Genomic DNA, 25,985 nt, shown 5'->3' on the forward strand with positions numbered 1-25,985 from the left:
CCAGACGTGTTTATCTTTATAGGGTTGCCGAAGGTGAGGTGGAGTTTATGTCTACGGGCCTGTCTTTGAGGGAGAAGCGCAACAGGCTGAGGCGTCTCGGTACCCGATGCGGTCGGGCCCTGGTGCCTGGCCGTCCACGAATCATTGCCTCTATGACTTCATACCCTGCCCGCATCGAGACTGTCCACCTGGCCATAAAGTCACTGCTTGCCCAGAAGACCCTGCCAGATTTGATCATTCTTTGGCTCTGCCGATCTGATTTTCCAGGTGGAGAGCGTGACCTGCCTTCCAGCTTGAAAGACCTGCTTTGGATGGATGTCCAGGTGCGTTGGGTCGATGATGATTTGAAGCCGCACAAGAAATATTATTGGGCTCTGCGCGAATTTCCGAACGATTTGGTTGTCACAGTTGATGATGATTTAATCTACCGGAATACCATGATTGGGGATCTTCTGGCGACCCACCGCCGCTATCCGCACACCATAGTGGCTTCCCGCACCCATCTCATCACTTTTAACAGCGACGGCAGTCGTAAAAAATATGAGGACTGGATTTACGAGGCACCGCATTATCATCCCCGATTGGTGGGTGTCCCGTCCATGCGACTTTTTGCCACTACTGGTGCCGGCACACTCTTCCCCCCACATTTGATGCCTGACTCTACCTTTGACAAGAACTTGATCATGTCTCTATGCCCCACCACCGATGACGTGTGGTTGAAAATTATGCAAGTAAGGGCCCATCGACCTATTCCTGTAGTGGCTTCCACAGATGATCAACTTCTGCAATATGTGCCCGGTACTCAAGAAGAGGCACTCTGCCACGTCAATACCGAGAGTGGAGGCAACGATCAGGTTTTCCAACGAATACTCGGCTATCTCAGCGCACATGGATGCCAGCTGGATTTCGACAATGCCGTTCGAGACGATGAATTAAATAAGTTGTTGTAATTCGGTTTCGACTGGATAATGTATGCACGTCTATCAAATACATAGTTCAAATAGAGCAGTGCACTTCACTTTAGACGCAGAAGTTTAATATACGGTTCTTTATGGCAGTAGTCAGTAATACTATATAATATAGTTTCAGGAAGGAGCGGGGCCACAAAATCCAATCGGTTAATCAACAGAGCTATAGATTCTGATTAAAGCAATGATGAGTCAGATTCTATGACACTCGAGATTGCCAACTACTCATGTAGGAGTATAGTGTTGTTGACGAAGGGGCCGGTTGGGTTCTTTCACGATAATAGAAACTGATATGTAGTACAACTTATACGATGAAGGAGAGTAAGTTGTCAAAAGTTAAAACATCCCTACCGTTGAAGCTGGGAGCCGGCCTAATCTGCGGTGCAACACTGATTGCATGCGTAGGTGCTTTGACTGTGCCTGCACGAGCTGCTACGGAATCGAAGTGCGGAGATGACAACACACTCAAAGATTGTGTGATAGATGAGAATCTTCGTAATCCTCTTAAAGATAATTTGACTACCTTTGTGCCAGGCGTTGCAGATAACACATTAGTTAAAACTGTAAAGGAACAACCCATCTCTGTAACAGTTGATGGAGTACGGAATCTGGAATTAGCAGGTTTGGGTACTTTCAAGAACGCTAAGTCTCTCTCTCTTACGAATGATGGACTTCGGGATTTGAATGAGTTGTCTGGGCTAGATCAGTTGGAGAGCTTGGACCTTTCAGGGAATCCAATCGTTTATGGCCTCACACAGCTAGGACAGAAAGATAAATTAAAGACTCTGAAAGTCGACGGCAATCAACACCAATTCATTGATAGTTTGTCGGCTGTTAGCTCGTTCAAGAACTTAACCACACTGTCTCTTCAGAATCAGAAACTCACCGATCTTTCTGCTCTTAGTGGGTTGGAGAAGTTAACATCGCTTAACTTGAAGAACAACAAGATATCAGATGTCACTCCGTTGGGTAATCTGACTGCTTTAACACAACTCAATCTTGATGAAAACAACATTAAAGACATAACACCGCTTCTTGGCACCGTGTCTTTGAACAATGCTGGGGTAGCTGGGTTGTCTGTTAAAGAGCAGAAGATTACGGTGAAGCCTGATCATGAATTCGACAAAAAAGCTGATTGGGTTCTTGATGGGGTGAAGGTCGGCAACGTCTACGCGAATATTGACGACGCATCATCAGAGGGTGTCCATACGGATGACACTAAAGTCACTTGGGCTGCGCCGGCCGAATATGATTCAGTATGGTATCACTTCAAGTCAGCTGTATTTGCTGCGAATGGCACGCAACTTGGTGCTGAAGATGCTTTCAGTGGTAAAGTTCAGCAAAACAGAAGTGTTATTCAGCGCCTGTCTGGCAATGATCGATATGACACAATGGGTGAGATTGTCGAAGAAGCTTATCCGCACGCATCTGACGACGGCACGGTGATTGTAGCTTCTGGAGATAATTTCCCCGATGCGCTTGCATCATCAGGTCTTTCTGGCTTAGCAAATGCTCCTGTCATTTTGACTAACTCGTATAGGCTTTCTGCTCGCGCTGATGGACAGATTTCTCGTTTGAACCCGAAAAAGGTTATAGTTATTGGTGGGGAGTCTGCAGTTTCTGATAGTGTTGTAAACCAAATTGAAAAGCGGGTTGCTCGAGAAGCAAAGATCGTTCGTATCTCAGGTGATACCCGTAGGGATACAGCTAATGAGATCTTTGCACAGGCAAAGAAGCAGGTAGGCGCAAATTGGAACGGTGATACTGCGATCATAGCTACTGGTGAGAACTTCACTGATGCACTGTCAATCTCTGCTTATGCACAAAAGAACGGATATCCTGTATTCCTGAGTGGCAAGACTGGCCTTGATGCGAGTACCGTTAAGGACATTAAAGGGTATGGATTCACCAAGATTGTAATTGCTGGAGGATCTGCTGCTGTGCCTAACAGTGTAATTGCTCAGTTGAAGGGTGCTGGAGTTTCTGAATCTAATGTTGTTCGTCTGGGCGGTGCTACGCGTTACCAGACCTCACTTGAGATTGCTAAGTATGCTGCAAGCAGAGACAACTCGGAAGCTCTTAAACCTACGACTCCAGTATTTGCGACTGGCGAAAACTTCCCGGATGCACTGGCCGGTGGTGTACTAGCTGGAGTAAAGAAAGCACCGCTTGTCTTGGTTAGCCCAGATACTGCCGTCAATCATGATGCACTCAACTGGATCAATTCCACTAACGCGTTTACCAAGACCGCTTATGTACTTGGTGGCCTTGATGCAGTAAGTGGGACGGTTTCAGCTGACATTTCCTCAGTGTTGAATGAAGACTGATTGCTTTAGATTATCATTAGTTTGACACTAAAATAGTTCAGATTGGTGGCTCCTGACATGTGATGTTGTCAGGAGTCACCAATTTTGCTAAGAACAGAAAACTACTCTTATCGTAGGATATAATTTCGGACTCAGAACTACGACTTAGTAAGTATCCTTGTCTGTGTTGATACATACGATTCGATAGTCTCGATGGAGCGAAAGTTAAGCGTTCTCTAAATTTTACAAAATCCTTACTGTAGGCCAACTTGTATGGAAAACGAACCCAAATCTGGCGAATCATTTCTTTTCCAGGACATGTAGCTAATAAAATGAATGGATGAGTAGTAAACATCCCATATCAGGCAACAATTTGATTATCAAAAATGTCTGTATCAGAAAAAACGTCAAGGGGAAAGACGCAAAAGTTAAGGCCGAGGTATTTGCTCCTCGTAAACAGCCAATGCAAATTTGTATCTTGTCATCCACTTGTTTTGGTCTTTTGCTTGCCTTTCTGATTGTTGTAATTTGGTTTCCCAACAATAGGAGTATGTGGAATCTGCCCATCCAGGCTATCGATGCGCCCTCACACTACTACTTCATTCGTAAACTTATGCAGAACGGCTTGTCAGTTGTATGGGAGCTAAACCCTAATGATAGTTTTTATCCACCCCTGTTTCACGTTTTAGTCTATGTCTTGCTTAGTGTATCGAGCCGGTTGGGGATTCAGATCAATATATTTACCGGACTGAATTTGATATGGCTGGTCACCTCGGGTCTTCTTTTCCCGATAGGTATGTTGCTGTGGTGCTCTTATTTCTATTCAGATGCATCAAAGAGATGTCAGATCATCCTTAATATTGCAGTTCCGGTGCTATCCGTGGTATCGGTGGCGCAGCCCTACTGGATGCTGAACGCCGGGCCGCTCATTGCTTATGGACTTGCTACCTCGATTCTGCCTTTGCTGATGTATTCCAGTCTTAGGTTGATGGACGTAGTCACTATACGGGGCAAACGCACAGTTGCTCACGTACTTCGTTGGTCTCTGCTGACGATTGTTCTCGGCTTGCTGATGTTGTTGGCTCACCCTCGAGTGGCTTTTACCTATTTGGTCTTCATAGGTCCTTTTATACTGGTGAAAATGTCCAAAAAAGACATTCTCTGCTTCCTTCTATGCATTTTCCTCGCAGCGGGGCTTTTCTTTGCGTATGTCTCTCACCGTGATCACGGCAAGGATTACCTGCATCCTGGGTCATGGTTCCATACATTTCGCCCTACCAGAAGTCTTGGTAATGCAGTAAAGACTGTGTTAACTGACGCCATTTCTGGCTTTGCAGGCCTATTTATGGCAATTTTGGTCTGTATATGTTTTATTGCAGTCCTGTTGCTTTGCGGAGAGCGTTTTCGTGATGCACTAGCTGTGAACGGAGCATTTCTTCTTACTGCCCTGATCTTTGTTTCCAGTTCTGCACTCACTGGGCCAGTGGCCAACGTGATCACTGCTGCCTGGTACCGTGGCGAGACCCGACCGCTGACCATGATTCCTTTGGCTGTTGTTCCTCTGCTTGCCTTTGGGCTGCGTTGCCTTCTTGAGCCTCATCCTGGCATAAGTCTGAAGACCCATGTTCTATTCCGACCTGTGTCATCCCAGGTTCAACTCTCGCCTGTCGGTGTGGTCACCGTGTTGCTTCTGGTCGTAGTCTTGGTGTTCTGCTCGAGTTTTGAACCAGCAAAAAAACGATTGTCAGTCATTGTCGCTGGCAGCACGGATATCGAGACGCAAACTCCAGGGGAGCAATTGAGCCATGATAAATACTACGCCTTGAAGAAGGTACACGACTTGGTGGAAGACAATGCTGTAGTGGTGTCCGACCCCTTGAATGGTTCCATGTATGGAATGGCTCTCTACGGAATGGATATGTTGTATCCGGTATACAACCCCATGGATACGAAAAATGGCCAGGTGTTCGGAAGGGTGGAGCGTGCATTCGCCTCAGGTGATTCCGCACGCTTGCTGCATACAGTGTGCCCTGTCGTGACCAGCTATAAGGCAAAGAGCGAACCTGAAGAGATAAGCAACAAGTACTTTTTGACCATGGGTCCGCAATCTCCGAGCCTGCGTATGTTCACCTACAAGGCGCAGTACTACCCCTTCCATGATGACCGTTTGATCAATGAATATGAGCAACGGGGAACTCTGGTAAAAATCAGTGCCCTTGATTCTCCCAATGAGCCGGGGAGTCAATGGAATCTATATCGATTCGCATGCAGATGAGCAATCTATGCGTCTTATACTTTAGGGCTTGAGAGGTAGTTGTCGGTTAACGGCTTGGGATAGATAAGAACAGTGGCGTCGCACTGCTGCTGAAGAAATCAGACGTTGCCGGCCTTCCTCACAGAAGGCTGGCAACGTCTAGATTAGGCTAGTGCCGACCTTCCACTGCCCTAGCTACCGTTTTCAAAATCTCGCGACGGGCGCTGCCGATTGGGGCGATAGGGTCTACCAATCTGCGGAGTCCATTGTCCTCAGCAATCACGCGTTCATGCTGTACCACCTGTACCTGGTTATGGGAGGATCCTGACAGGTGTTGTATCAGGCTCTCGTAGAAGGGGGTCTGTCTGGCGTAGGACCAATACACGTCAGCCAGGTCACAGCTGGCATCATTCCAAGGTTTTATGAATCCAGCGTAGTGAATAATCCTTGGCCGGTTACGGGACTGAAGATAGTCGTAGTAGGCATTGGCTGGTGCATGGCTGAATATACGCTCCAACCTGGTGTCGCAGTCATGTATCACGTTCCATGACCAATCCAGGTAAGTCACACGGCCCTGGCATTGAGCGTTGAGAACATCCTGGTCGTTGTAAATAAAGCTGGAATTTGAAGACAGCCTTAGCCATTCCGGCAGGGAGTGCAGCTTTCGCATCTCAGCAGTGTTCAGCAACAGTACGCCTGCCTGGAAGTAGGAATAAGGATCCCGCATGCCTAATACCTGCCTGCTGTAGCGCAGCCGCTTGCCATCCTTGTTGTTCAGGTTGCCCAGGTAATCGATATCGTGGATAGCCGCTAAGAGATCAGTACCCAGATCTGTATTGTAGAGTTCTGCAATATCGTCGTTCACTACCAGATCTGAATCCAGATATAAAACCTTGTCATAAAAAGGTAGGACCCTCTGGATGATAAATCGGTAATAGGTTTCGATGCTGATGTGTTGGTTGGAGGTTGTCAGGTGGCAGCCGGCAATTTCACGTTCCACATTCACGAAGCGCAAGGTGATGTTGGGGGAGGACACAAGGAACTTCCTCATGACCGCCTTATGTTGCTTGCTGATGTCCCTTTCCAGAACGACAATATCGTAGTGATACTTGTCTGATGCGTTTGACAGCAGCGAGTATATGGCTGTAGTCAGCATAGGGACATAGGCGTCGTTTGCCGCGAAGACTACCGGAATGATCTTTTTTGCATTGTCGGCAAGTTCAAGAGGCCTGCAGATCGTCTGTTGTTCGGGGTGGGTAAAATGAACGCATTGCAGTTCTTTGGTACGCAATGTGGGCTTGATCCGGCGCTGGTGAATAAGCCAGATGTTGAAAAGCCGCTCGGCCAGATGGCCTGGCGTGCGCAGACCCTCCTGGCTGTATGCGGACATGTCGGTGCTCTGCTCGAATTCGTCAAGTATTGGGAACAGCCACTGGCAGTAGGCAAAGAAGAGGTCCTTGCGCATAATAAACATATTGCAGAAGCAGGAATAATGCCCGTGCAGATACTGCTTGACGTCGTCGCTATAGTCAGGGTGCGACTTCATGACGATGGCGCATGCCTTTTGCAGATCCTTCAGGTACAGGTCCGGTGCGGCCCTGTACAGAGCCAGCGGGCTGCCCCAATTGTCGATGGTTGTTCGAAGGTCCTTGATGCCGGTGGTGATAACGTCATAGCCTTTGACAGTTGCGGAGATAGTTGCGTCGTCCAGGCCATATCGCTTGATGGCGGCATCGTCGATATAGTCATCCATGATTTCCCCGTAAGGGTTCTCCCTGTGGGTGTCCTTGGAGAAATCGAAGTATCGCCGGTAATGACAGAAGCCGTAATAGTCAGCGTCGACGTTTTTCCATGCCCAATACTGCGTGGTGAGTTCGCAGTATCTGGGGTTCTTCTCTGAGATGTTGATGCCGTCATCATCATGCAGGGTATTCTTCATCCTTGCCTTTGTAAGGCCAGGTCCTACCTGTACGGGTTGCAGGATCTCGGACTTGGGGATGTCGACCTTTTTGTGCGTTGTTACGAAAATCCTGATGCGCTGCCGGTTATAGGCATCAAGCGTCTGTCGGGCCTTCAGATCGGTCAGATGTTCATTGGCCTTGCTGCGCATGCTTTGATAGCGGTCAAGCTGCAGAGGGGGAGCAGAGTTCACAAATATCCTGTCTGCTATAGCCTTCCAACCCCACAGAGGGTCTGTGTCATCAATGGCGGATTGCTGATGGAGAAAGTCATATGCTCTATCTCGAATAAAGCGATAGATCTCCCGGCCGGTGATGGCGGGGCCGAAAACGTCGCTCATACCATGGGCGGCCTCTGCCTTATGCCCATCATCGATGCGCAGCAGCCAGTCATTGGCCAGTATTTCCGTGCCCTTATGCTCGAAGCCCAGGGCGCATTTCTGCAATATGGCCGAGTGCTGGCTGTTGGCGAAATCATAAGCAGCTGCGAAGTTCGATTGGAATTCCCGGCAATATCGTGCATACAACTTGGGGGTGATCTGTGCGGTGCCGCTGATTCCACGGCCATAGTAATAGCGGTATCCCCTGCATTCCTTGATCGGCTGATAAGACTGCGCAAGCGCTGAGGTGACAAAGCACTCGTACCCATCCTGGGAGCGGCCTAGGCGATTGTCGGTCATGGCGGCAAAGGCTTTTTTGAGCAGGGCTGTTTTGTAGAGCCGCTGGGTGAACCGCCAATCCACCTGTTGTCCGCGGTCTTCATCAAAAATGTCGCGAACGATATCGAGGCCCTGGCTCGGCTTGGTGGGCTTGTTATTAAAGCTCTCGAAATCTTGCCGTTCTTTGTCCAGGGTGCCGTTCGCTGCCGTCACAGTGATGCCGAAATGCATGATGTCGGCAGGGTGAAGGTCTATGGCCTCTGACAGCTCGCTGAGCATGGAGGGCGCCAAAGCATCGTCGCCATCCAGGAAGAAGGTATACTCACCCTTGGCTTCCTGCACGCCAGTGCGTCTTGTCAAATGGGTGCCCATATTGCTGGGGTGCTCCACCAATCGAATTCTCTCATCTTTGCCGGCTGCTTCCGCGGCAACGGCCGCCGTGTTGTCCGTGCTTGCGTCATTGATGACCAGAGCTTCGAAGTCCTTGTAATCCTGTGAGCTGATGCTGGCAAGGCATTCCGGAAGGTACCTGCCCACGTTGTAGGCGGGAATTACGACTGAGATCTTTGGCATATAGCTGGCATCTCCTTGTATAGCTAATCGAGGGCGACGAAGTCTTTACGTATCTTACCTGGATGCCGCAATAGGCAGGAGCAAAACCATTGAATATTCAGCTGGATTACACAACTGGTTCCCTGGCACTTCCAGTATGGAATGAACTGTAGACTGTTAGGTATGAAAATAACGATCGTAGGTACTGGCTATGTCGGTCTGTCCCTGGCCTGTCTGTTGTCACAGCACAATGAGGTGCGAGCCTTGGATGTTCTGAAGGACAAGGTCGATGCCATCAACCAAGGGCAATCGCCCATCAAGGATTCTGAGATCAGCGCTTTTCTCGCTTCCGGAAAATGCAACCTGCGGGCTACGCTGGATCCTGACTGGGCTTACGAGGAGCCGGATTACATTGTTCTTGCCACTCCGACCGATTATGACGAGGAGCGCAATTACTTTGACACCTCCTCAATCGAGCATGAGCTCCAGAGGTTGGCTGAACAGCACACCCAGGCCTGCATCGTCATCAAATCGACGGTTCCGGTAGGGTATACCGAGACCGTATGCAAGCGTTATCCGCAATTGCGCATTGTGTTCTCGCCCGAGTTTCTTCGCGAAGGCCACGCGCTTGCCGACAACCTGCATCCATCGAGGATTGTCGTGGGTATACCTGCCGGCCAGATGCAGGACTGGAGGCATTATGGTGAGCAGTTCGCTCAGCTGCTCCAGCAGGGCGCTGAGGATGACGGAATTCCTTGCCTGTTGCTCCGTGCCACTGAGGCGGAGGCCATCAAGCTCTTTTCAAACACCTATTTAGCGCTGAGGATTTCGTACTTCAACGAAATGGACACCTACGCCGACGTTCGTGGCTTGGACACGGCGCAGATCATCAAGGGCGTGTGCTTGGATCCCCGGATAGGTGATTACTACAACAACCCATCATTCGGATATGGCGGGTATTGCCTGCCCAAGGACTCCAAGCAGTTGCTGGCCAACTACAAGGATGTGCCGCAGACCCTGATCAAAGCCGTGGTTGTATCCAACGATACACGCAAGCGGTTCATAGCGGAGCAAATCGCCTCTCGCAAGCCCAAACTGGCTGGAATCTACCGGCTGGTCATGAAGAAGGGTTCGGATAACTTTCGTGCAAGTTCCATCCAGGGCATCATGGATTACCTGGATAGCCTGGGTGTGGATTTCATCATTTACGAGCCCATGGCTGCGGATAGTTTCGCCGGGCATAGGGTGATGCACGATCTTGATGAATTCAAGGCCTCATGTGATCTGATTGTGTGCAACCGGATGACTGAGGAATTGACCGATGTGGCAGACAAGGTCTATACCCGCGATTTGTGGCATCGAGAGTAGAAGCGGTCAATTGCCAATGCTGCTTACGCTTTATGCAGTATGACTCGCAGCAGTGATTTGACGCGGGAGCGCCTCTTGGAGCCAATCGGAAGTATCTTGTCGGCATACTGCCTAAGAGGGCTGTCTTCGGTAATAAGACGCTTATGATGTCCGGTTGAAAGAGACCCGGTCTTGGTCATGATCGCCAGTATCTGGTGGAAAAGCGGGGAGTGCCGGACGTACAGCCAATACCAGGTGGATAGGTCACACCAAGGATCCAGCCAGGGCTTGTCGAAGCCGGCATAATGAACAATATAGGGCTCCTCACGGGCTTGCGCATATTCCTTGAATGCCTGTGCAGGCGCATACCGAAAGACCGTTTCGACGCGGTCGTTGCAATCGTGCAGGACGTTCCACCGGCCGTCAAGGAACCTGACCTTTCCCTGGCATTCCATGTTGAGTATGTCTTGATCGTTGTATATATAGTGAGGGTTTGCTGCCAGCCGCATCCATTCGTTGGTGGTGTGTATTCTTCGGAGAGCCTTCAGGTTCATCACCAGCACCCCGGCCTGGAAGTATGAATACGGATGCTTCAGATGCAACACATTGCGGGCGTATTGCAGACGCTTGCCATCGGAATACCCCAGGTTGCCTAAAAAGTCCAGATCTTTGACTGCTGCCACGGCGTACTGGCTGACGTCGGTATCGTAGAGCTCGGCTATGTCTCGGTTGACAACCAGGTCGGAGTCCAGATACACCACCTTGTCGTATTGAGGCAGCACCTCCTGGATCAGGAATCGGTAATAGGTTTCATTGCTGATAAAGCCGTTATTGGTTGTCAGGGCTCTGCCGGCCATACGCTGCCGTACATTAAGGAAATGCAAAGAACACCAGGGGTATTTTGCGAATATCCCTGCAAGGATCTTTTTATTCTCCTTTGATATATCCTGCTCCAGGACAGTGATGCGGTATCGACGAGTCGCTGATGAATTGCGTAGTATGGACGTCAATGTCGTGGCCAGCATGGGCACATAGGCATTATCGGCCGCCAGCACCACGGGTACAGCCTTGTCCGTTGCGTTTGCTGGTTGAGCAGTTTCCTGAGCATCGGGATAGCGGAAGTGCACGCATCCCAGTTGCTTGATTTTCCAATTCCCGCTGGTGCGTTGATGATGGCAAAGGAAGATGTTCAGCAGCCTTTCAGCCAGGTGTCCCGGCGTTCTCAGGCGTTCAATGTCGGCCGTAGATGCATCCCATAAGGCCGTGAACTTCTGCAGGAGCGGAAACAGCCACTGGCAATATTGGCGGAAGATTGCTTTCTTCATTATGAACATGTTGCAGAAAGAACCCTTGTCGCCGTGCAATACGGAGTCTGCATCCTCCCTGTAGTCAGGGTAATTCTTGCAAAGGATCTCATACATGAGGCGGAGGTCGCCGACTCGCAGGTGATCGTTGCCTGCATAATGCTGGATCAGCGAATGATACCCCCCCATGGCTTCAACATTGTTGACGGGAGAGGTAATGACATCCCAGCCGATCACCTGGCGCCTGATGGATTCATCATCCAGGCCGTACCGCCGTGCAGCGGACTCGTCGATGAAGTCGTCCATGATTTCGCCGTAGTCGTTGGCCTGGTGGGGTACGCCGCTGAAATCGAAGTAGCGACGGTAATGGCAGAATCCGTAGTAATCGGCATCGACGTTTTTCCAAGCCCAATATTGCGCAGTGAGCTCGCAATACATGGCGTTGAGCGAAGAGATCGAGTCCCCGCTGTCGTCGTGAAGCATGTGCGGGAGCTTTTCCGGTGCCTGCGCTGTTCCGACTTGCAAGAGACTGATCGCATCGCATTGCGGGGCTGCAACGCGTGTACGGGTGGCTACATAGATTTTTATACGCTGCCCGTTTTGCCTGTCCTCGTTATTCATGCCGAATAAGACTCCTCGCTCGGTGGTTGGTACTTATGTTACTTCCCAATTGTGGGCTTCCTGTTTATATAAGGTAAAACCGCTGCCTGGTAAGAGGTTTCCTGCGAAAATGAGCCTTTGCGCTATTGGACGAGTTCAGTAGAATAGGAGTTTTGTGAAAGCTTCTTTAAAGCGACTACAGCAAAGGTATCGCTACTCGTTTATCGTTTTCAAAGAGTTGGTGAAGACAGATTTTCAACTTCGGTACCAAGGGTCCTTCCTGGGTGTACTGTGGTCGGTTCTCAAGCCACTGATGCTGTTCTGCGTCATGTATGTGGTCTTTGTGAGATTCCTTCACTTCACGGACGGAACGCCCACATTCCCCATTGTTCTGCTTTGCGGCACCTGCCTGTGGAGTTTCTTCTCGGAAGCCACCAGCATGGGGCTGCAGTCGATTGTCAACCGTGGAGACCTGCTGCGTAAGGTTCATTTTCCTACATACATCATCGTAGCGTCAGTCACGATGGGTTCCATGATCAGCCTGGCCATCAATCTGGGCGTGGTCATCGTTTTCGGGCTGTTCACTACGGCTCATTTCACATGGAGGATTCTCCTGGTCCCCCTCAATGTTTTTCAGCTCTATATCCTTGCCCTGGGCATTGCCATGATCCTATCCACGATGTTCGTTTATTATCGTGACATCGCCCATATTTGGGAAGTGGTTCTTCAGGCTATGTTTTATGCTGTTCCCATTATTTACCCATTGTCCATGGTGCAAAAGAACTATCCTTTGATTGCAAAATTCATGCTGTTGGATCCCGCAGCCCAGGTCATCATGGACGTGCGTCATAATCTCATTTCTCCTGAGAACGTGCCCACTGTTTGGACCCTGTACGGCAATAAGCTGTTCGCTTTCATTCCTTTGCTATTGACAGTTCTTATTTTCATGTTCGGCCTGTATGTCTTCCGGTCGCATAGCAGAAAATTCGCGGAGGTTCTGTAATGCAAGATGTTGATCAGTTTGATGATCGGCCAGTCGTGCTCTCTGTTGACCATGTAGCCAAGTCCTTCAGGTTGCCGACTGAGCAGGCCACTGGCCTAAAGCAGGCTTTCATCAACTGGACCAAGGGAATCAAAGGGTACAGAGAGCAGGTTGTTCTTAAAGACATCAACTTTCAAGTGCACCAGGGTGATTTCTTCGGCATCGTGGGAAGAAATGGCTCGGGCAAGTCCACACTGCTGAAAATCATCTCGGGAATCTACGTGCCGGAACACGGCAGTGTGGATATTCAAGGCAAGTTGGTGCCGTTCATCGAGCTTGGCGTGGGCTTCAATCCTGAATTGACCGGCCGGGAGAACGTTTTTTTGAACGGCGCGCTTCTCGGCTTCTCTCATGACCAGGTAGCAGCCATGTACGACGAAATCGTCGATTTTGCCGAGCTGGGCGAATTCATGGATCAGAAGCTGAAAAACTACTCCAGCGGCATGCAGGTCAGACTGGCCTTTTCCGTGGCCATCAAGGCGCAAGGCGATATTCTGGTGCTTGATGAGGTTTTGGCAGTTGGTGATGAGGCCTTCCAACGTAAATGCGACAATTTCTTCACTGAAATCAAGAAAGATCCGACCAAAACGGTCATTCTTGTTACGCATAGCATGGATTCCGTCAAGAAATACTGCAACAAAGCCATCCTGATCCGTGACGGCGAGATCGTGGTTTCTGGCGATAAGAATGATGTTGCCAGCCAGTACACCTTGGAGAATCTCCAGGCTGGGCAGAAAAAAACGGAAAAGAAGGCGGAAAAGGAAAAGCAGACCCATGAGCCGGGACTGAGCGATCAGGTGCCTATCTTTAGGGTCTTGCCAGTGTCGCCTCAGCTGCGTACCTGTGACGACACCTTCGAGTTCGATGTGGAGTATGACTATCGGGGAGACAGCGACTTCTACATACCCATGTCGGTCATGGATACCGGTCGGGGAGGGGTGCCTTTCGATTGCGGAGCCCACTTCCATGTCAATGCCCCAGGGCATCATCTGGTTCATTTTTCCATGCCGCTCAAGCTCTTCAATGATGGGAACTTCCGCATCATCGCCTCTATGCGGATCATCCCTGACGTCACCAACCTTTCCAATTACGAGCAGCTCGCTTTCACCAGCGATGAGAACGCCTGCGATTTTGTGGTGCGCAATCATGGCACTACCAATTTTGCAGGCCTGATCAACGACAGAAGTATGGAGATCGTCCGTACCGGCATGGAGGACATGGATTGACGGATAAGGATGAAGTTGCCAGCCTTCTTGTCACCGGCGGTGCAGGTTTTATAGGCTCCAACTTTGTTCGATATCTTGCCCGAGTGAATCCGCAAGCGAAGGTCGTTGTTCTGGATAAGATGACCTACGCCGCCAATCCGCATAATCTGGATGGTTTGTCGCGCAAGCCCATAGTGATCAGGGGTGATATCTGCGATTCATCTTTGGTTGAGCAAATCGTCAAGCAGCATCATATTAATGGAATCGTCCATTTTGCAGCAGAATCGCACAATGACAATTCTATTAGGGATGCTGCTCCCTTTATTCATACCAACATTTATGGGACCTACGTTCTTTTGGAGGCCGCAAGACGCCATGACCTGCGCTTTCATCATGTATCTACGGATGAGGTCTTTGGCGATACATCCGCTGGGGATGTGACGAAATTTGATGAGAGCAGTCCCTATCGTCCATCGAGTCCGTATTCGGCGACGAAGGCGGCCTCTGATCATCTGGTCAGGGCCTGGTGGAGGACTTACGGCACCAGAGTGACCATAACGAACAGCTCAAATAACTATGGTCCGTTCCAGCACGTGGAAAAGTTCATTCCCCGGCAAATAACCAATATTCTGACGGGTCACAGGCCCAAGCTGTATGGCCAGGGCGAGGATGTTCGGGACTGGCTCAGCGTAGAGGATGATTGCAGAGCCATCTGGGATGTTTACCGTCGGGGTCGTTTGGGGCAGACCTATCTGGTTGGAGCAGATAATCGCCTCAGCAATCTCGCTGTGGTGCGGATGATTCTGACAATGATGAACCGGCCTCTTGACGAAGTGGAGTTTGTAAGGGATAGGCCGGGAGCCGACAGAAGATACGCTATTGATGCCTCAAAAATACGGCGCGAGTTGGGGTGGAAGCCTCTTCAGGACGATTTCGCCAAGAGCCTTGAGGCCACTATTGAATGGTACAAGAGGCACGAATCGTGGTGGATACCTGCAAAGCAAACGACGGAATTGCGGTATCGGCAAGAAGGCCACTGAAATCTCTGATTCAAGGAACTGAACCCGTTGATGCCAGCCTGCCAGGTTGTCTGGCACGATAGATAATATATAGCTTATCTGTCTATGTATAAGTTGCATAGCGGGTTGATGTGCTACACCCTCCTGTCACGGAAGGCCCGTGACCTGTAAGTCCAAAGGAGGTGGGTGATGTCTGCGCATAAGTATGAATTGATGTTCATTGCCGATCCGGCCATGGATGAGCGCTCGCTGAAGAAGCTGACTGACCAGTATCTCGAGGTGGTCACCAAGGAAGGCGGCTCTGTCGACAATATCGATGTCTGGGGCCGTCGCAAGCTAGCCTACGAGATCGACAAGCACAAGGAAGGCAACTACGTGGTGGTCGAGTACACCTGCGAGCCCTCTGCCAGCGCTGAGCTTGATCGTGTGCTGAACCTGAACGAGTCCGTCATCCGTACCAAGATTCTTCGCAAGGACGACAAGTAAGCAAACAGCCAAGGACGTCGAAGCGTCGAAGGTTCAAGGGTGCGGGATTCGCCCCAATAGGCTCATTCCCAAATCCTCATTCCGAGGAAAGGTCGTGACATGGCGGGAGATACATACATCACCGTGGTGGGCAATCTCACTGCGGATCCGGAGGTGCGTACGACCTCCAACGGAGGCACGGTGGCCAATCTGACCATCGCGTCCACGCCCAGACAGTTCAATAGGAACTCAGGGCAGTGGGAGGACGGCGACTCGCTCTTCATGCGTTGCTCGGCCTGGGATTCCACCTACAGTCCCATGGCCTCCAACATTCAGGCCAGCCTGACCAAGGGCATGAGGGTTATCGCCCAGGGTCGTCTGGTGCAGCGCTCCTATCAGGATCGTGAGGGCAATAACCGCACGGTCGTGGAGCTGCGTCTGGACGAGATTGGACCCGCTTTGACACGGAACACCGCCCAGGTCACCAGGAACGCCAACACTGGTGGCGGTGGATCCCGCGGTGGTTTCGCCGGCTCCAACAACGGCGGCTACCAGGGCGGGGCTTCCTACCAGGGCGGTGCCAGCGCGGCATCGGCCCCCATGGGTCGTCAGCAGCCAGCGCAGAGCCAGCAGCCCCCTGTTCAGGATCCCTGGTCATCGACCGGGTCCGGCGATTCCTTCGGATCCTTCGGTTCCACCGGCGAGTTCGGTGGTTCCGGGGACGAACCCGAATTCTGAAGTTTCATAGCGTCATCATTCATTTAAGGAGTACCAATGTCACGTAAAAGGCCGCAACCGCCGGTCAAGCCCTTCAAGAAGAAGCCAAATCCCCTGAGGGCCGCCAAGATTCATACCATCGATTACAAGGACGTGGCTCTGCTGCGCAAGTTCATCTCTGACCGCGGCAAGATTCGTTCCCGCCGCATCACCGGCGTCACCGTCCAGGAGCAGCGCGAGATCTCCAAGGCCATCAAGAACGCCCGCGAGATGGCCCTGCTGCCCTACGCCACCAACGGTCGCTGAAGGAGGTCAGGATTATGGCAAAGGAAACCAAGGTTATTCTGACCGATACTGTGACCGATCTGGGTCACAAGGGCGACGTTGTCGCAGTCAAGCCCGGTTATGCGCGCAACTTCCTGATCCCCCAGGGGCTGGCTTTCGCCTGGTCCAAGGGCGCTGCTGCGCAGATCGAGTCCCTGCAGCGGGCCCGTCGCGCCAAGTCCATGGCCACCCGTGAGGATGCTGTTGCCGCCAAGACCGCCATCGATGGGCAGACCGTCGAGATCGCAGCTAAGGTGTCCGATTCGGGCAAGCTCTTCGGCGGCATCTCCAACGATGCCATCGCCCAGGCTCTTCGCTCACTGGCTGATGTCGATCCCCGCACCATCTCTGTGGAGACCATCAAGACCACTGGTGAGTTCCCGGCAACCGTGGCCCTGCACCCCGAGATCTCGGCTGCTTTCAGGGTCAAGGTCGTCGCTGAGTAGCAATCCGACCCCGATTTATATCCCACCAACGATCCTTTGAAATAGGGATCTGGGCTTAAGCAGGAGGCCTTCCCGCAGCAGATTATGCGCGGGAAGGCCTCCTTATGCGTTACTGGGGATTGCTCAACTTAGAAATTGCCGCCGTTCCAACCCCAGTCAGTAGTAGCCGTGTAGCGGATGTAGGTGCGGTCCTTGGGGATGGACAGCTCCGATTCCAATGTATCCATGATGGTCTTGGTCAGGCTTTCCCAGGCGGACTTGGGCACGTCGCTGCCGAAGACGTTGACTTCCACATATGCGGCGGGCTTGCTGTCGTCACCGGCGAAGTAGATGGGCATGTCCGACTCGAATGGGCACATGAGCCAGCCCTCGGACTTGCCGGGGACGGCGGTGATGGCCTTGCCATAGGCGGTCTTGATCCGCTCGCGCTGTTCGGCGGTGATGGGTGTGCTTACATGAGTATGGATGACAGGCATGGCGCTTCCTTTCCGGTCCGTCTGGCATGACCACTCAGGATGATTCGGTCCGCCTGGCGGATGGCTGACTATTCCTGTCCCATAGTAGCCTCGCCTGGACTGGTTGGCTCAGTGCCAGCCGAAGGGCTGGTGACGCAAGGACCAGGCCCCCAGACGGTGGGCCACCGAACGCGGGTTGACCGGCTTGCCGGGTGCAGGCGCGTCCAGCAGCCACTTGCGGATCAGGAAGTTCCAGATGGCCACCACGACGGTGGCAGTGATCTTGGCTATGTTGGCATGGAGCAGGTAGCGGGCGTGCATGGTGGTGATGGCATCCGGCGGCAGCATGGCAGTGCCCATCCATAGGATCACCTCATTGATCCCCAGGCCTATGACTGAGGAGACCAGGAAGACCGTCATCTCCATCCACCGGGCCATGTCATCCCGGTGTTTGAAAACGTAGCGCATGCTGGCCAGGTAGTTGAAGACCAGGGAGATCAGGAAGGAGATGGCCCCGGCCAGGACATTGTTCAGGTGCGGCCCCATGATCAGCAGGTTCATGATGCCGATGTCGATCAGGAAGGCGATGATGCCCACGATGCCGAACTTGAGCAGCTGTCCGATTAATCTACGCACGGTAGCCCATTCAATCATTCCTCCTGTGCTGACGGAGTGCCGGGAACCGCTTGTGTGCAAAAGCCTTACGTTATGCCCTAGGCGGGTAGCTCGGTCAGAATGGGCTCCTCAGTGCTGTTGCGAATCTGACGGAAGCCTACAAAGGCGATGGCCAGCGAGGCCAGAGCCAGGGTAGTGACCACCCCGAACCCGCCCTGGGATCCGTAACGGTCGATGAACTGCCCGGCCACAGCCGAACCGGCCGAAGATCCGATCGAATTCATGGCGCTCAGCCAGGCCATGCCTTCGGTGAAGCGGATGGGCGGCACCAGGTGGAGCATGAGCTGGTTGCCATTGATCCAGGTGGGTGCCTGGCAGACACCGATGATCAGGTAGATGACCATGATGGTCCACAGATTCCTGGCGAACATGAAGGTCCCGATGCCCAGGTTGACCACCAGCAGGCAGAAGTAGAAACGCTTCCAGAGGGGGATGGTCCAGTTCTTGGCCCCGTAGAGCAGAGCGCCGACCAGGGAGCTGAAGGAGAAGCAGGCGAAGACGAACCCGGTCATCTGTTTCATCCCCTGCTCGGTGGCGAAGGCGATGATGGAGATGGATGCAGCGCTCTGGAAGGCTCCCAGACCGAACCAGGTGGCACAGATGGCGATCATGCCGGCGCTCCAGAAGGCGCCGCTGTGGCCGTTCCCTCCCTCCTGGGCACGCAGACGGGCCACCTGCTGAGCCTGCCGCTCCCGGTACTCCTTGCGGGTGATGCCCTGGGCGCGCGCCATGTCTGTCTGCGAAGGGGGCTCGGTTTCTCGACAGGAGAGGAACATCAAGGCCCCGACCAGCACGCAGATCCCGGTGAAGGAGAAAGCCAACACGCCTGAAATGACCGCCAATATGGAAGCCAATGGGTTGCCGATCACCCACATGGCCTCGTCGAAGACCCCAGATAGGGACAGGGCCTGGTTGGTGGCACGGTGGTCGCCGTGTAGCAGGTGCGTCCACCGGCTACGGCTCATGGCTCCCCAGGGCGGAATGGCAGCCATGAAGGGGGTGACCAAATAGAGCACCCAGGTGGGAGCGTGGGCGGTGATGGCTGTGATCAGGACCGTGGCGGCCACAACCCAGACCAGAACCGTGGGGATGGAGACCTGTCGCTGGCCGAACTTGTCAACCAACTTGCCCAGCATGGGGCTGACCAGGGCCAGGGCCACGGCCTGGATGGCGGTCAGGGCTCCGGCTAGGGAATAACTGCCGTAGTAGTGCTGCACCGAGATGGTGATGGTCATGCCCACCATGGGGAAGGGCATGGAGGCAATGACCGACCCTACTGCGAACCGCGCCGTATGAGGCAGTCGCAGAAGCGCTGAGTATCCTCCGAAGACTCTGTGACCGGCTTCGACCAGAGCCGCCTTCAGTTGCCGTGGCATGGGTTGTTCGTCTCGCTTTCCCTGGGTGTTTTCATGGTCCCGAAGCATGTTTTCCACAAGACCTTCTAGACGCACGAAAGGAGGTGGGGGTGCTGGGGGGACTGCTACAGTGGTAACCATATTGGTGCCTGATCGGTGCCATTCGGATAGTGATAATTCTACCCCCCGCCATGGTCACTCAAGGGGCCCGTCGGGGAGCTTGGGAGGTGGGTCGTGCCTGCGACGACCATTCATTTCGTCCGTCATGGCCAGGTTGATAATCCCGATCATATTCTTTATGAGCGATTGCCGGGATTCCATCTGTCTGACAGGGGCAGGGCCATGGTCAAGGCAACGGCCCGTTTCATGGCAGAAGCTCCCGGTCTGCGCGATCTGGAGGCCGTCTATTCTTCTCCGCTAGACAGGACCAGGGAGACCACGGCCATCCTGCTTGAGCAGATCAACCCTGCTCGTGTCCAACACGGCTTGAAACCGTTGGAGCCCATTTATGACCGTCGCCTGATCGAGGCTGGCAATGAATTCCGCGGCAAGCGCGTCGGCCACGGGCAGGGGGCTCTCTGGCGGCCTTCCAACCTGCGGCTGATCCTGGACTTGCGCCGTCCTAGCTGGGGGGAGTCATATCGGCAGATCGCTCGACGAGTGGGGGATTTCGTTCGTCAGGTGGTTCGCAGCCATCCTGACGCACAGGTTCTGGCTGTTTCGCATGAGTCGCCCATCTGGTCGTATCGTCATCTCTTGGAGACCGGCCACCCCGAGCACAATATGCTCCTCAGAGCCACTGCCCTGGCCTCGGTGACCTCCATCACCCTGGACTGCGAAACCGGCAAAGTGCTGGGAATCGCCTATGCGGACCCGGCGGCAGGCGTGTAAAGACCGCTTGTGCGGCTTAGGATAGCTGGGGATACTGTCGTGGATGACTGTCCGAGAACCCGATGAAGGAGCGTGATGATCATGGTGGATGTACAGGCAAGCGCGGAGGCGATAGCCGGACGGCCAGCCGTGGCCCAGGCGGCTGAGCAGGGGGCCAGGCTGGTAGACCTTTGGCCCTTGACGAATGCCGAGCACCTGGCCAACGATGCCAAGTATGCGGAGGACCTGCAGGTACGTATCAGCATGGTGCTGGCGCAGCTGATGACGGGCGAGGATGTGACCATTCCCGACGCAGAATACGTCTATGAGGGCGCTGAGGACATTCCTGGCCGTCCCCAGGAGCTGGTAGATGCCCTCATGGCTGCCAACGATGCCATCGAGGCGGCTGCACAGGCGAAGGACGACCAGTCCAAGATGCTTGCGGATTTGGCCGAAACCTTGGGCGGCGGCTGGGACCAGGCCCGGCTGCAGGAGGTGGCTGCTGGCGTGGCCAAGGCCGAGCAGTCCGTGGATGATCAGAATGAATCTGCCGAATCCCCTCAGGGCAAGGAGACAGTGGCCCAGGACCTGGCTACGAGCCTGGAGATCTGCCGTGATCTGCTTCAGCGTGCAGGCGCTGACCCTGACCATGCTGCGACTGCCGCGCCAATTCTGGTCTATGTCAATGAACTCAACGAGCGGCTGGGCATCCCCCGGGCATTCCTGTCTGACGAGGATGTCGTCCGTGCCTTGAGATTACTGGATGATCCTGAGGCTTTCGCCGACCTGCTGGCCCCTCTAGTGGGCGCTGAGTGGGACCACCATCGTCAGGAGGTGCTCTGGGACCCCGAGGAGGCCAAGCGCAAGGCCAAGGAGGACGACGAGCGTAAGAGCCGCGAGGCCCTGCAAGCCAAGTTTGCCCATGTGCCAGAGGACCCCAACAAGCCTCCCGTGGAGCTTTAAGACTTTCTGCCCTTCGCCTCGGCATCGGTCAAGGCGAAGGGCAGGGTGAACTCAGCGGTCGAAACGGGCTCCTCGTGGATCACTGGGGCGGGCCAACAGGACGATCCCGGCGACGGCTCCGGCGATCATGATCAAGACGCCCAAGCCAAGCAGGGAGAGCGAGGATCCTGGATTTCCGTCGATGATAGCCGCGAGGGCGAAGACAAGAGGGATGCAGCCCACCAGTTCGCCTACGAAAGGCAGGAGTATCCAGAAGCCGGACATGTTGGTGTCATGAAGTCGCCGTATGCTCACGGCCAGATTGGGTATGAAAAGTCCAAGGGCGACCAGGAAGGACAGGATCCGTCCCACAAAGATGGATCCTGAGGTGATGATCGAGACCGCAAAGTCGATGAGGAAAATCATTAGAAAAGCCCACCAGAATTCCCCACGGGAGGCCCTCCCGGAGAAGACGGAATATTTGACGAAGAAACGCTTGCAGGCGTTTACGAAGTCAATGCCGTACCAGGGTGCGTTCAGTGGCGGCTCACCGTTGAATCCGGCATCCGCATAGGGGTAGGCCGGATACTGTGGGACCTGGGGTCCGGGCTGGTACCCTGCCTGATATCCCGATTGGTAGCCTGCCTGCGACCAACCTTCAGGCGATTGATAAGAGTTGTCCGATGCATAGCCAGACGGCGGGGTCGTACCATTGGGCTGGCCAGTGGCCTGGCCGGGATTCGAATTTTGACCGTAGGGCGTCTGCTGCTGTCCGTAGTACTGCTGTTCATTGGACTGTTGACCATAGGGCTGTTGCTGGTTGTAGCCTGGCTGTTGACCCTGCGGCTGTTGACCGTATGGCTGCCCTTGGTATGACTGTTCCCGCTGGTAATCGACAGCAGGTTTTTGGGCTTCGTTGATCGGATGGTAGACGTCGCTCTGATCCGAAGCTGCCGGCGCATAGCCGGATTGCCCTGGTTGAGGCTGATTCAGGTGGGCTGCGGGTCCTGAGCCGGTTCCGTCTGCGTGATCATTCTGGGACCAGCCGTTGGCCGGACCCTGGTCATTGGGGGTCTGGTTCCCGTTGTTCGTATCATCTGGATGGCTCATGGATATCGTCCCTCTCATCTTCTCTTGATAATCCTGAATCTGACTTTTTCGTACATCCCTATTATGGCAGGCCGGTTCTTCTGGCTGCTAGTCCTGGCTAATGCAGTGGATAGAGGACTTGTCACGCTTACTTGGGCCAGTCTGTCAGATTCGGTAGGTGATTGCTGCTGCGGGACTCTTCACTCGTCGTCCGGATTGACCATGTGATCATCGCCGGCATCGCCAAGCAGTAGCCGCTCGGTCAGGGTGATCAGGCCCAGCAGGAGGGCGGTCAGCAGGATGATGACCAGGGTGGCCGAGAAGATCAGCGGGGTTCTAAAGGAGTTGAAGGCCGACTGCAGCCATATACCCAGGCCGTTCCTGGCGCCCAGATACTCCGAGGTGGCCGCGGTGGCGAATACATAGGCGGCGCTGATGCGCAGGCCGCCGAAGATCTGCCCCGCAGCCACCCTCAGCTTGACGTGCCATAGGGTCCAAGTCCGGGTTGCACCGCAGTTCAGCGCTACATCCTGGTAGAAGCGCGGCACGGACTTGAGCCCCCGGTAGGTCTGGACCACGATGGGGAAGATGGCGAAGACGGCTACGATGACCACCTTGCCCAGAGGCTCGAATCCGAACCAGATCACGAACAAGGGTGCGATGGTGATCAGCGGAATCATCTGAGCGCCGGCGATCAGGGGGTAGAGGGCATCATGCAGGGTGCGCCAGCTGTAGAGGGCCAGGCCGATCACTATTCCCAGGACCGATGCCAGGAGGAAGCCCAGAAGGCCCTCAAGAGCGGTGATGGTGGTGGCGGGCAGCAGGTCCTCCCGGGACTGCACTGTGGCAGCCAGGATTCGGCTGGGCGCCGGCAGAACCTGTTCGCTGACTCCGCCCAAGCGGGCAGCCAGTTCCCAGATGATGAGGAGTGCCAGCAGGGTGATGGTCGGAGGCAGCGCCCGGGTTCTGCTCTGCTTCCGCGACTTCATTTACCGGCTGCTTCCCGAACGTACCGATCGGTCCACAGATCCGTGGCCTGAGGGGCCTTGTTGGGGTCGCCCTTCTTGGCATCCCGGTAGGTGCCCGCCTTGAATTGGAAGTCCAGATAGTCCTGGGCATCCTTGACGTTGATCAGTCCGGTGATGCTTCTTTGATCCGGGCTGTCAACCCAGTAGCCCTCCTTGACGATGCTCTCCATGGAGCGCTTGGCCAGGGTCGGGTCGATGGCCGATCCCTTGGTCTCCTTGACCAGGATGTCCGCCGCCTGGTCGGGATGGCTCAGGGCGTAGTTGTATCCCTTCAGGCAGGCCTTGACGAATGCTGTCAAAGCGCGACGGTGGCCGGCCTGCTGCAACCAGGAATTCTTGACCACGAAGCCCAGCTGATCGGGGTTGCCGGGCACTCCCCAGTCGGCCTGGGTGAAGCAGTGCAGGGCTGGGCCCTTGAGCTCGCTCTCCACACCCTCCCAGTTGGCGTAGAAGCCGGCGAAGTCGCCCTTGCCGCTGGTCAAGGTGGCGAAGGTGTTGGTGCCGCTGGTCACACGTTTGAAATCGCCCTTGCCGCCTGCATAGCGGATCATCTGCTTGACCACGGCCGTCTGTTCGGCCGATCCGAAGCTGACGAAGGTCTTGCCGTCGAAATCCTTGGGAGTCTTAATGTCGGTGCGCGAGGCCAGCGAGCACCAACGTGCCACGGAATGCTGACCTATGTTGAAGACCTGCCGCAGGTCGGATCCCTGGGAGTTGAAGGTGGCCAGGTTGCTCAGCTTGGAGAAGCCTACGTCGGCGACCCCGTTCTGGACGGAGGTCTCGGCTCCCGCCTGGGCCGTCGGCAGGATCGTCAGCTTCAGGCCGGCCTTGTCGAAGTAGCCCAGATGCCGGGCCACGTAGATGCCCACATGATTGGTGTTGGGCGTCCAATCCAGCATGAAGGAGAGCTTGGAGCCATCATCGGCCTTGTCATCTGCCCCCTTGGCCCCACAGGCCGCGCTCGTAGCTGCCATGCAGATCGCCGCTGCCAGGGCGAGCGCCCGTACGATCAGTCTATGGCCGGGAGTTCTCCTGAAGTCACTATTCTCCGGCATGCTCATCACTGTCACCTTGCCTCTCCGGCACCTCTGGTGCCCATCCGCATCGGGGCTGCTACGGGAAGGTGAGGAGCCCGCGCGACGATCCGGTACGGTCTTGACCGATGGAATTCTGCGATGTGTGCCACGGCTGCTGCCACCAGCCGCGCGAACAAGACCACTCTAGTCCAACCCAGCCGGTCCTGCCTCGCCGTGGTGAAAGGTTGCATCATTTGCCCTTATACTGGAAACTCACGAGAGGTCTGTGCGGGCCGACCGCTGTCGGTCTCGTCCGGAGCAAGACATCCGATTTCGGTAGGGTTCGACGGAGGGTTCCCATGTCGGTGACCATCAGTGATGTGGCCAAGCAGGCGGGCATGTCCGTATCCACGGTCTCCCAGGCGCTCAATGACAAGGGGCGCATCTCCCCACCCACCAAGGACAGGGTCCGCAGGGCGGCCATGGAGCTGGGCTACATCCCCGACAGTCGAGCCCGTTCCATGCGATCCTCGCGCTCGCATGCCGTAGGTCTGCTGGTCCCCGATATTCGCAACCCTTATTTCTCCGAGTTGGTCTACGCCGTCCAGGACCAGCTCTACTCGGCAGGCTACGCGCCCCTGATTGGCGTGTCCTCCTGCCAAACCAGCAGGGAGGAGGACTATTACCGCATCCTTCTGTCTCGGCATATGGACGGTGTTCTGGTCGTGCCTGACGGGCCGACGTCGCCTATGCTGCGCACCATGCTGGCAAGGGAATTCCCTGTGGTCTTCGTGGATCGCCCCGACCGGGCCCTGCCCGGTGTCCCTCTGGTAGATTCTGACCCGGTGCCCGGCTTGGAGGCAGCCTTGGACGCTCTGGCAGCCAGGGGATGCAGGCGAGTGGCCTTTGTCCCGGGCCCAGAGAGCCGCTCCTATACCTTCCGCGAGCGTGAGCAGGCTTTTCTGGACGGCGTGGATGCCCGTCAGGGGCTGACAGGATTGGTGGTCCGCCAAGGGTTCGAGGATCGCCCCCGGGCGGCCGCGACCATGCGCCACCTGCTCGGTCAAGGGGTGGACGCCGTTATCTTCGGCTACTCGGCCGATGCCATCAAGGCCGTCGCCATGGAGTGGGACAGCGACCAGCGCTCGCGTGTGCCTTTGGTCTCCTTCGATGACCTGGAGGTCTTTCAGCTGATCAGTCCCCAGGTTTCGGTCATCTCCCAACAGGTGGATCGCATGGGTCGGCAGGGCGTTGACATGCTCCTGTCCATGATCGAGCCGGGGCGGCAGGCTCCGGAGGGCATGAGCGTGGATCGCCGGCTGCGCACCCAAACCCTTTTCGTACCAAGGGGTTTGCTGGCTTAGTAATCCATTGCGTCCATACGTTCTC

22 protein-coding genes are annotated in these 25,985 nt (G+C 54.4%); 14 read left to right on the forward strand and 8 right to left on the reverse strand.

Features of this window, described 5'->3' with window-relative positions; genetic code table 11:
- Positions 1-47: 47 nt before the first annotated feature.
- From H3T90_RS06205 to H3T90_RS06215, 3 genes are all read left to right on the forward strand, one after another.
- Positions 48-950, forward strand: coding sequence for a glycosyltransferase family 2 protein (locus H3T90_RS06205; RefSeq protein WP_232350610.1), 903 nt, complete (start codon positions 48-50; stop codon positions 948-950).
- Between the two features lie 494 nt (positions 951-1,444).
- Entirely contained in the window at positions 1,445-3,295 is a 1,851-nt protein-coding gene (locus H3T90_RS06210; protein WP_198229959.1) for a cell wall-binding repeat-containing protein, read from the forward strand.
- A gap of 319 nt (positions 3,296-3,614) precedes the next feature.
- Positions 3,615-5,549, forward strand: coding sequence for a DUF6541 family protein (locus H3T90_RS06215; protein WP_198229960.1), 1,935 nt, complete (start codon positions 3,615-3,617; stop codon positions 5,547-5,549).
- 148 nt (positions 5,550-5,697) lie between these two features.
- Here the strand turns inward: H3T90_RS06215 and H3T90_RS06220 are convergent, their stop codons facing one another.
- Positions 5,698-8,718 carry a DUF4422 domain-containing protein gene (locus H3T90_RS06220; protein WP_198229961.1) on the reverse strand — a complete coding sequence of 1,007 codons (3,021 nt, stop codon included), beginning with the start codon at positions 8,716-8,718 and terminating at the stop codon, positions 5,698-5,700.
- A gap of 162 nt (positions 8,719-8,880) precedes the next feature.
- Between H3T90_RS06220 and H3T90_RS06225 the strand changes: the two genes are divergently transcribed.
- Positions 8,881-10,065, forward strand: coding sequence for a nucleotide sugar dehydrogenase (locus tag H3T90_RS06225; protein WP_198229962.1), 1,185 nt, complete (start codon positions 8,881-8,883; stop codon positions 10,063-10,065).
- Between the two features lie 23 nt (positions 10,066-10,088).
- On the opposite strand, the gene H3T90_RS06230 is transcribed toward H3T90_RS06225, so the two are convergent.
- Complete coding sequence (locus H3T90_RS06230) at positions 10,089-11,969, reverse strand: DUF4422 domain-containing protein (RefSeq protein WP_198229963.1); 1,881 nt, start codon at positions 11,967-11,969, stop codon at positions 10,089-10,091.
- A gap of 154 nt (positions 11,970-12,123) precedes the next feature.
- On the opposite strand from H3T90_RS06230, the gene H3T90_RS06235 reads away from it, so the two are divergent.
- The 7 genes from H3T90_RS06235 (at position 12,124) to rplI (ending at position 17,166) form a co-directional block, all read left to right on the forward strand.
- Positions 12,124-12,951, forward strand: a complete 828-nt coding sequence (locus H3T90_RS06235; protein WP_046322381.1) for an ABC transporter permease — start codon at positions 12,124-12,126, stop codon at positions 12,949-12,951.
- The gene (locus H3T90_RS06240) at positions 12,951-14,216 is read left to right on the forward strand and encodes an ABC transporter ATP-binding protein (protein WP_198229964.1); all 1,266 of its coding nucleotides are present in this window, start codon (positions 12,951-12,953) and stop codon (positions 14,214-14,216) included. Before H3T90_RS06235 ends, H3T90_RS06240 begins: the two co-directional genes overlap by 1 nt.
- Positions 14,213-15,235 carry a dTDP-glucose 4,6-dehydratase gene (gene rfbB, locus H3T90_RS06245; RefSeq protein WP_198229965.1) on the forward strand — a complete coding sequence of 341 codons (1,023 nt, stop codon included), beginning with the start codon at positions 14,213-14,215 and terminating at the stop codon, positions 15,233-15,235. The genes H3T90_RS06240 and rfbB overlap by 4 nt, the downstream gene beginning before the upstream one ends.
- A gap of 168 nt (positions 15,236-15,403) precedes the next feature.
- Positions 15,404-15,700: a 30S ribosomal protein S6 gene (rpsF, locus tag H3T90_RS06250; protein WP_015021308.1), complete on the forward strand. Its 297-nt coding sequence runs from the start codon at positions 15,404-15,406 to the stop codon at positions 15,698-15,700.
- Between the two features lie 99 nt (positions 15,701-15,799).
- Positions 15,800-16,417, forward strand: coding sequence for a single-stranded DNA-binding protein (locus H3T90_RS06255; protein WP_110424819.1), 618 nt, complete (start codon positions 15,800-15,802; stop codon positions 16,415-16,417).
- Positions 16,418-16,453: 36 nt separating this feature from the next.
- On the forward strand, positions 16,454-16,702 hold the full coding sequence (rpsR, locus tag H3T90_RS06260) for a 30S ribosomal protein S18 (RefSeq protein ID WP_015021310.1): 249 nt from the start codon (positions 16,454-16,456) through the stop codon (positions 16,700-16,702).
- A gap of 14 nt (positions 16,703-16,716) precedes the next feature.
- Positions 16,717-17,166 (forward strand): 50S ribosomal protein L9, encoded by a 450-nt coding sequence (gene rplI, locus H3T90_RS06265; protein ID WP_198229966.1) that lies wholly within the window; start codon positions 16,717-16,719, stop codon positions 17,164-17,166.
- Positions 17,167-17,294: 128 nt separating this feature from the next.
- Here the strand turns inward: rplI and H3T90_RS06270 are convergent, their stop codons facing one another.
- The 3 genes from H3T90_RS06270 to H3T90_RS06280 form a co-directional block, all read right to left on the reverse strand.
- Entirely contained in the window at positions 17,295-17,642 is a 348-nt protein-coding gene (locus H3T90_RS06270; protein WP_046322390.1) for a phenylpyruvate tautomerase MIF-related protein, read from the reverse strand.
- 108 nt (positions 17,643-17,750) lie between these two features.
- Positions 17,751-18,257: a GtrA family protein gene (locus tag H3T90_RS06275; protein WP_198230042.1), complete on the reverse strand. Its 507-nt coding sequence runs from the start codon at positions 18,255-18,257 to the stop codon at positions 17,751-17,753.
- 77 nt (positions 18,258-18,334) lie between these two features.
- Positions 18,335-19,672, reverse strand: coding sequence for an MFS transporter (locus H3T90_RS06280; RefSeq protein WP_198229967.1), 1,338 nt, complete (start codon positions 19,670-19,672; stop codon positions 18,335-18,337).
- Between the two features lie 213 nt (positions 19,673-19,885).
- On the opposite strand from H3T90_RS06280, the gene H3T90_RS06285 reads away from it, so the two are divergent.
- Positions 19,886-20,542, forward strand: a complete 657-nt coding sequence (locus tag H3T90_RS06285) for a histidine phosphatase family protein (RefSeq protein WP_198229968.1) — start codon at positions 19,886-19,888, stop codon at positions 20,540-20,542.
- Positions 20,543-20,623: 81 nt separating this feature from the next.
- On the forward strand, positions 20,624-21,484 hold the full coding sequence (locus H3T90_RS06290) for a hypothetical protein (protein ID WP_232350613.1): 861 nt from the start codon (positions 20,624-20,626) through the stop codon (positions 21,482-21,484).
- Positions 21,485-21,535: 51 nt separating this feature from the next.
- On the opposite strand, the gene H3T90_RS06295 is transcribed toward H3T90_RS06290, so the two are convergent.
- The 3 genes from H3T90_RS06295 to H3T90_RS06305 form a co-directional block, all read right to left on the reverse strand.
- Positions 21,536-22,573 (reverse strand): DUF805 domain-containing protein, encoded by a 1,038-nt coding sequence (locus H3T90_RS06295; RefSeq protein ID WP_198229969.1) that lies wholly within the window; start codon positions 22,571-22,573, stop codon positions 21,536-21,538.
- A 179-nt stretch (positions 22,574-22,752) separates the two neighbouring features.
- Positions 22,753-23,541 (reverse strand): ABC transporter permease, encoded by a 789-nt coding sequence (locus H3T90_RS06300; protein WP_198229970.1) that lies wholly within the window; start codon positions 23,539-23,541, stop codon positions 22,753-22,755.
- On the reverse strand, positions 23,538-24,554 hold the full coding sequence (locus tag H3T90_RS06305; protein WP_232350614.1) for an ABC transporter substrate-binding protein: 1,017 nt from the start codon (positions 24,552-24,554) through the stop codon (positions 23,538-23,540). Before H3T90_RS06305 ends, H3T90_RS06300 begins: the two co-directional genes overlap by 4 nt.
- Positions 24,555-24,955: 401 nt before the next feature.
- On the opposite strand from H3T90_RS06305, the gene H3T90_RS06310 reads away from it, so the two are divergent.
- The gene (locus tag H3T90_RS06310) at positions 24,956-25,960 is read left to right on the forward strand and encodes a LacI family DNA-binding transcriptional regulator (RefSeq protein ID WP_198229971.1); all 1,005 of its coding nucleotides are present in this window, start codon (positions 24,956-24,958) and stop codon (positions 25,958-25,960) included.
- The last annotated feature ends 25 nt before the right edge of the window (positions 25,961-25,985 follow it).

It is taken from the genome of Bifidobacterium polysaccharolyticum (assembly GCF_016101585.1).
Taxonomy (GTDB): Bacteria; Actinomycetota; Actinomycetes; order Actinomycetales; family Bifidobacteriaceae; genus Bombiscardovia; species Bombiscardovia polysaccharolytica.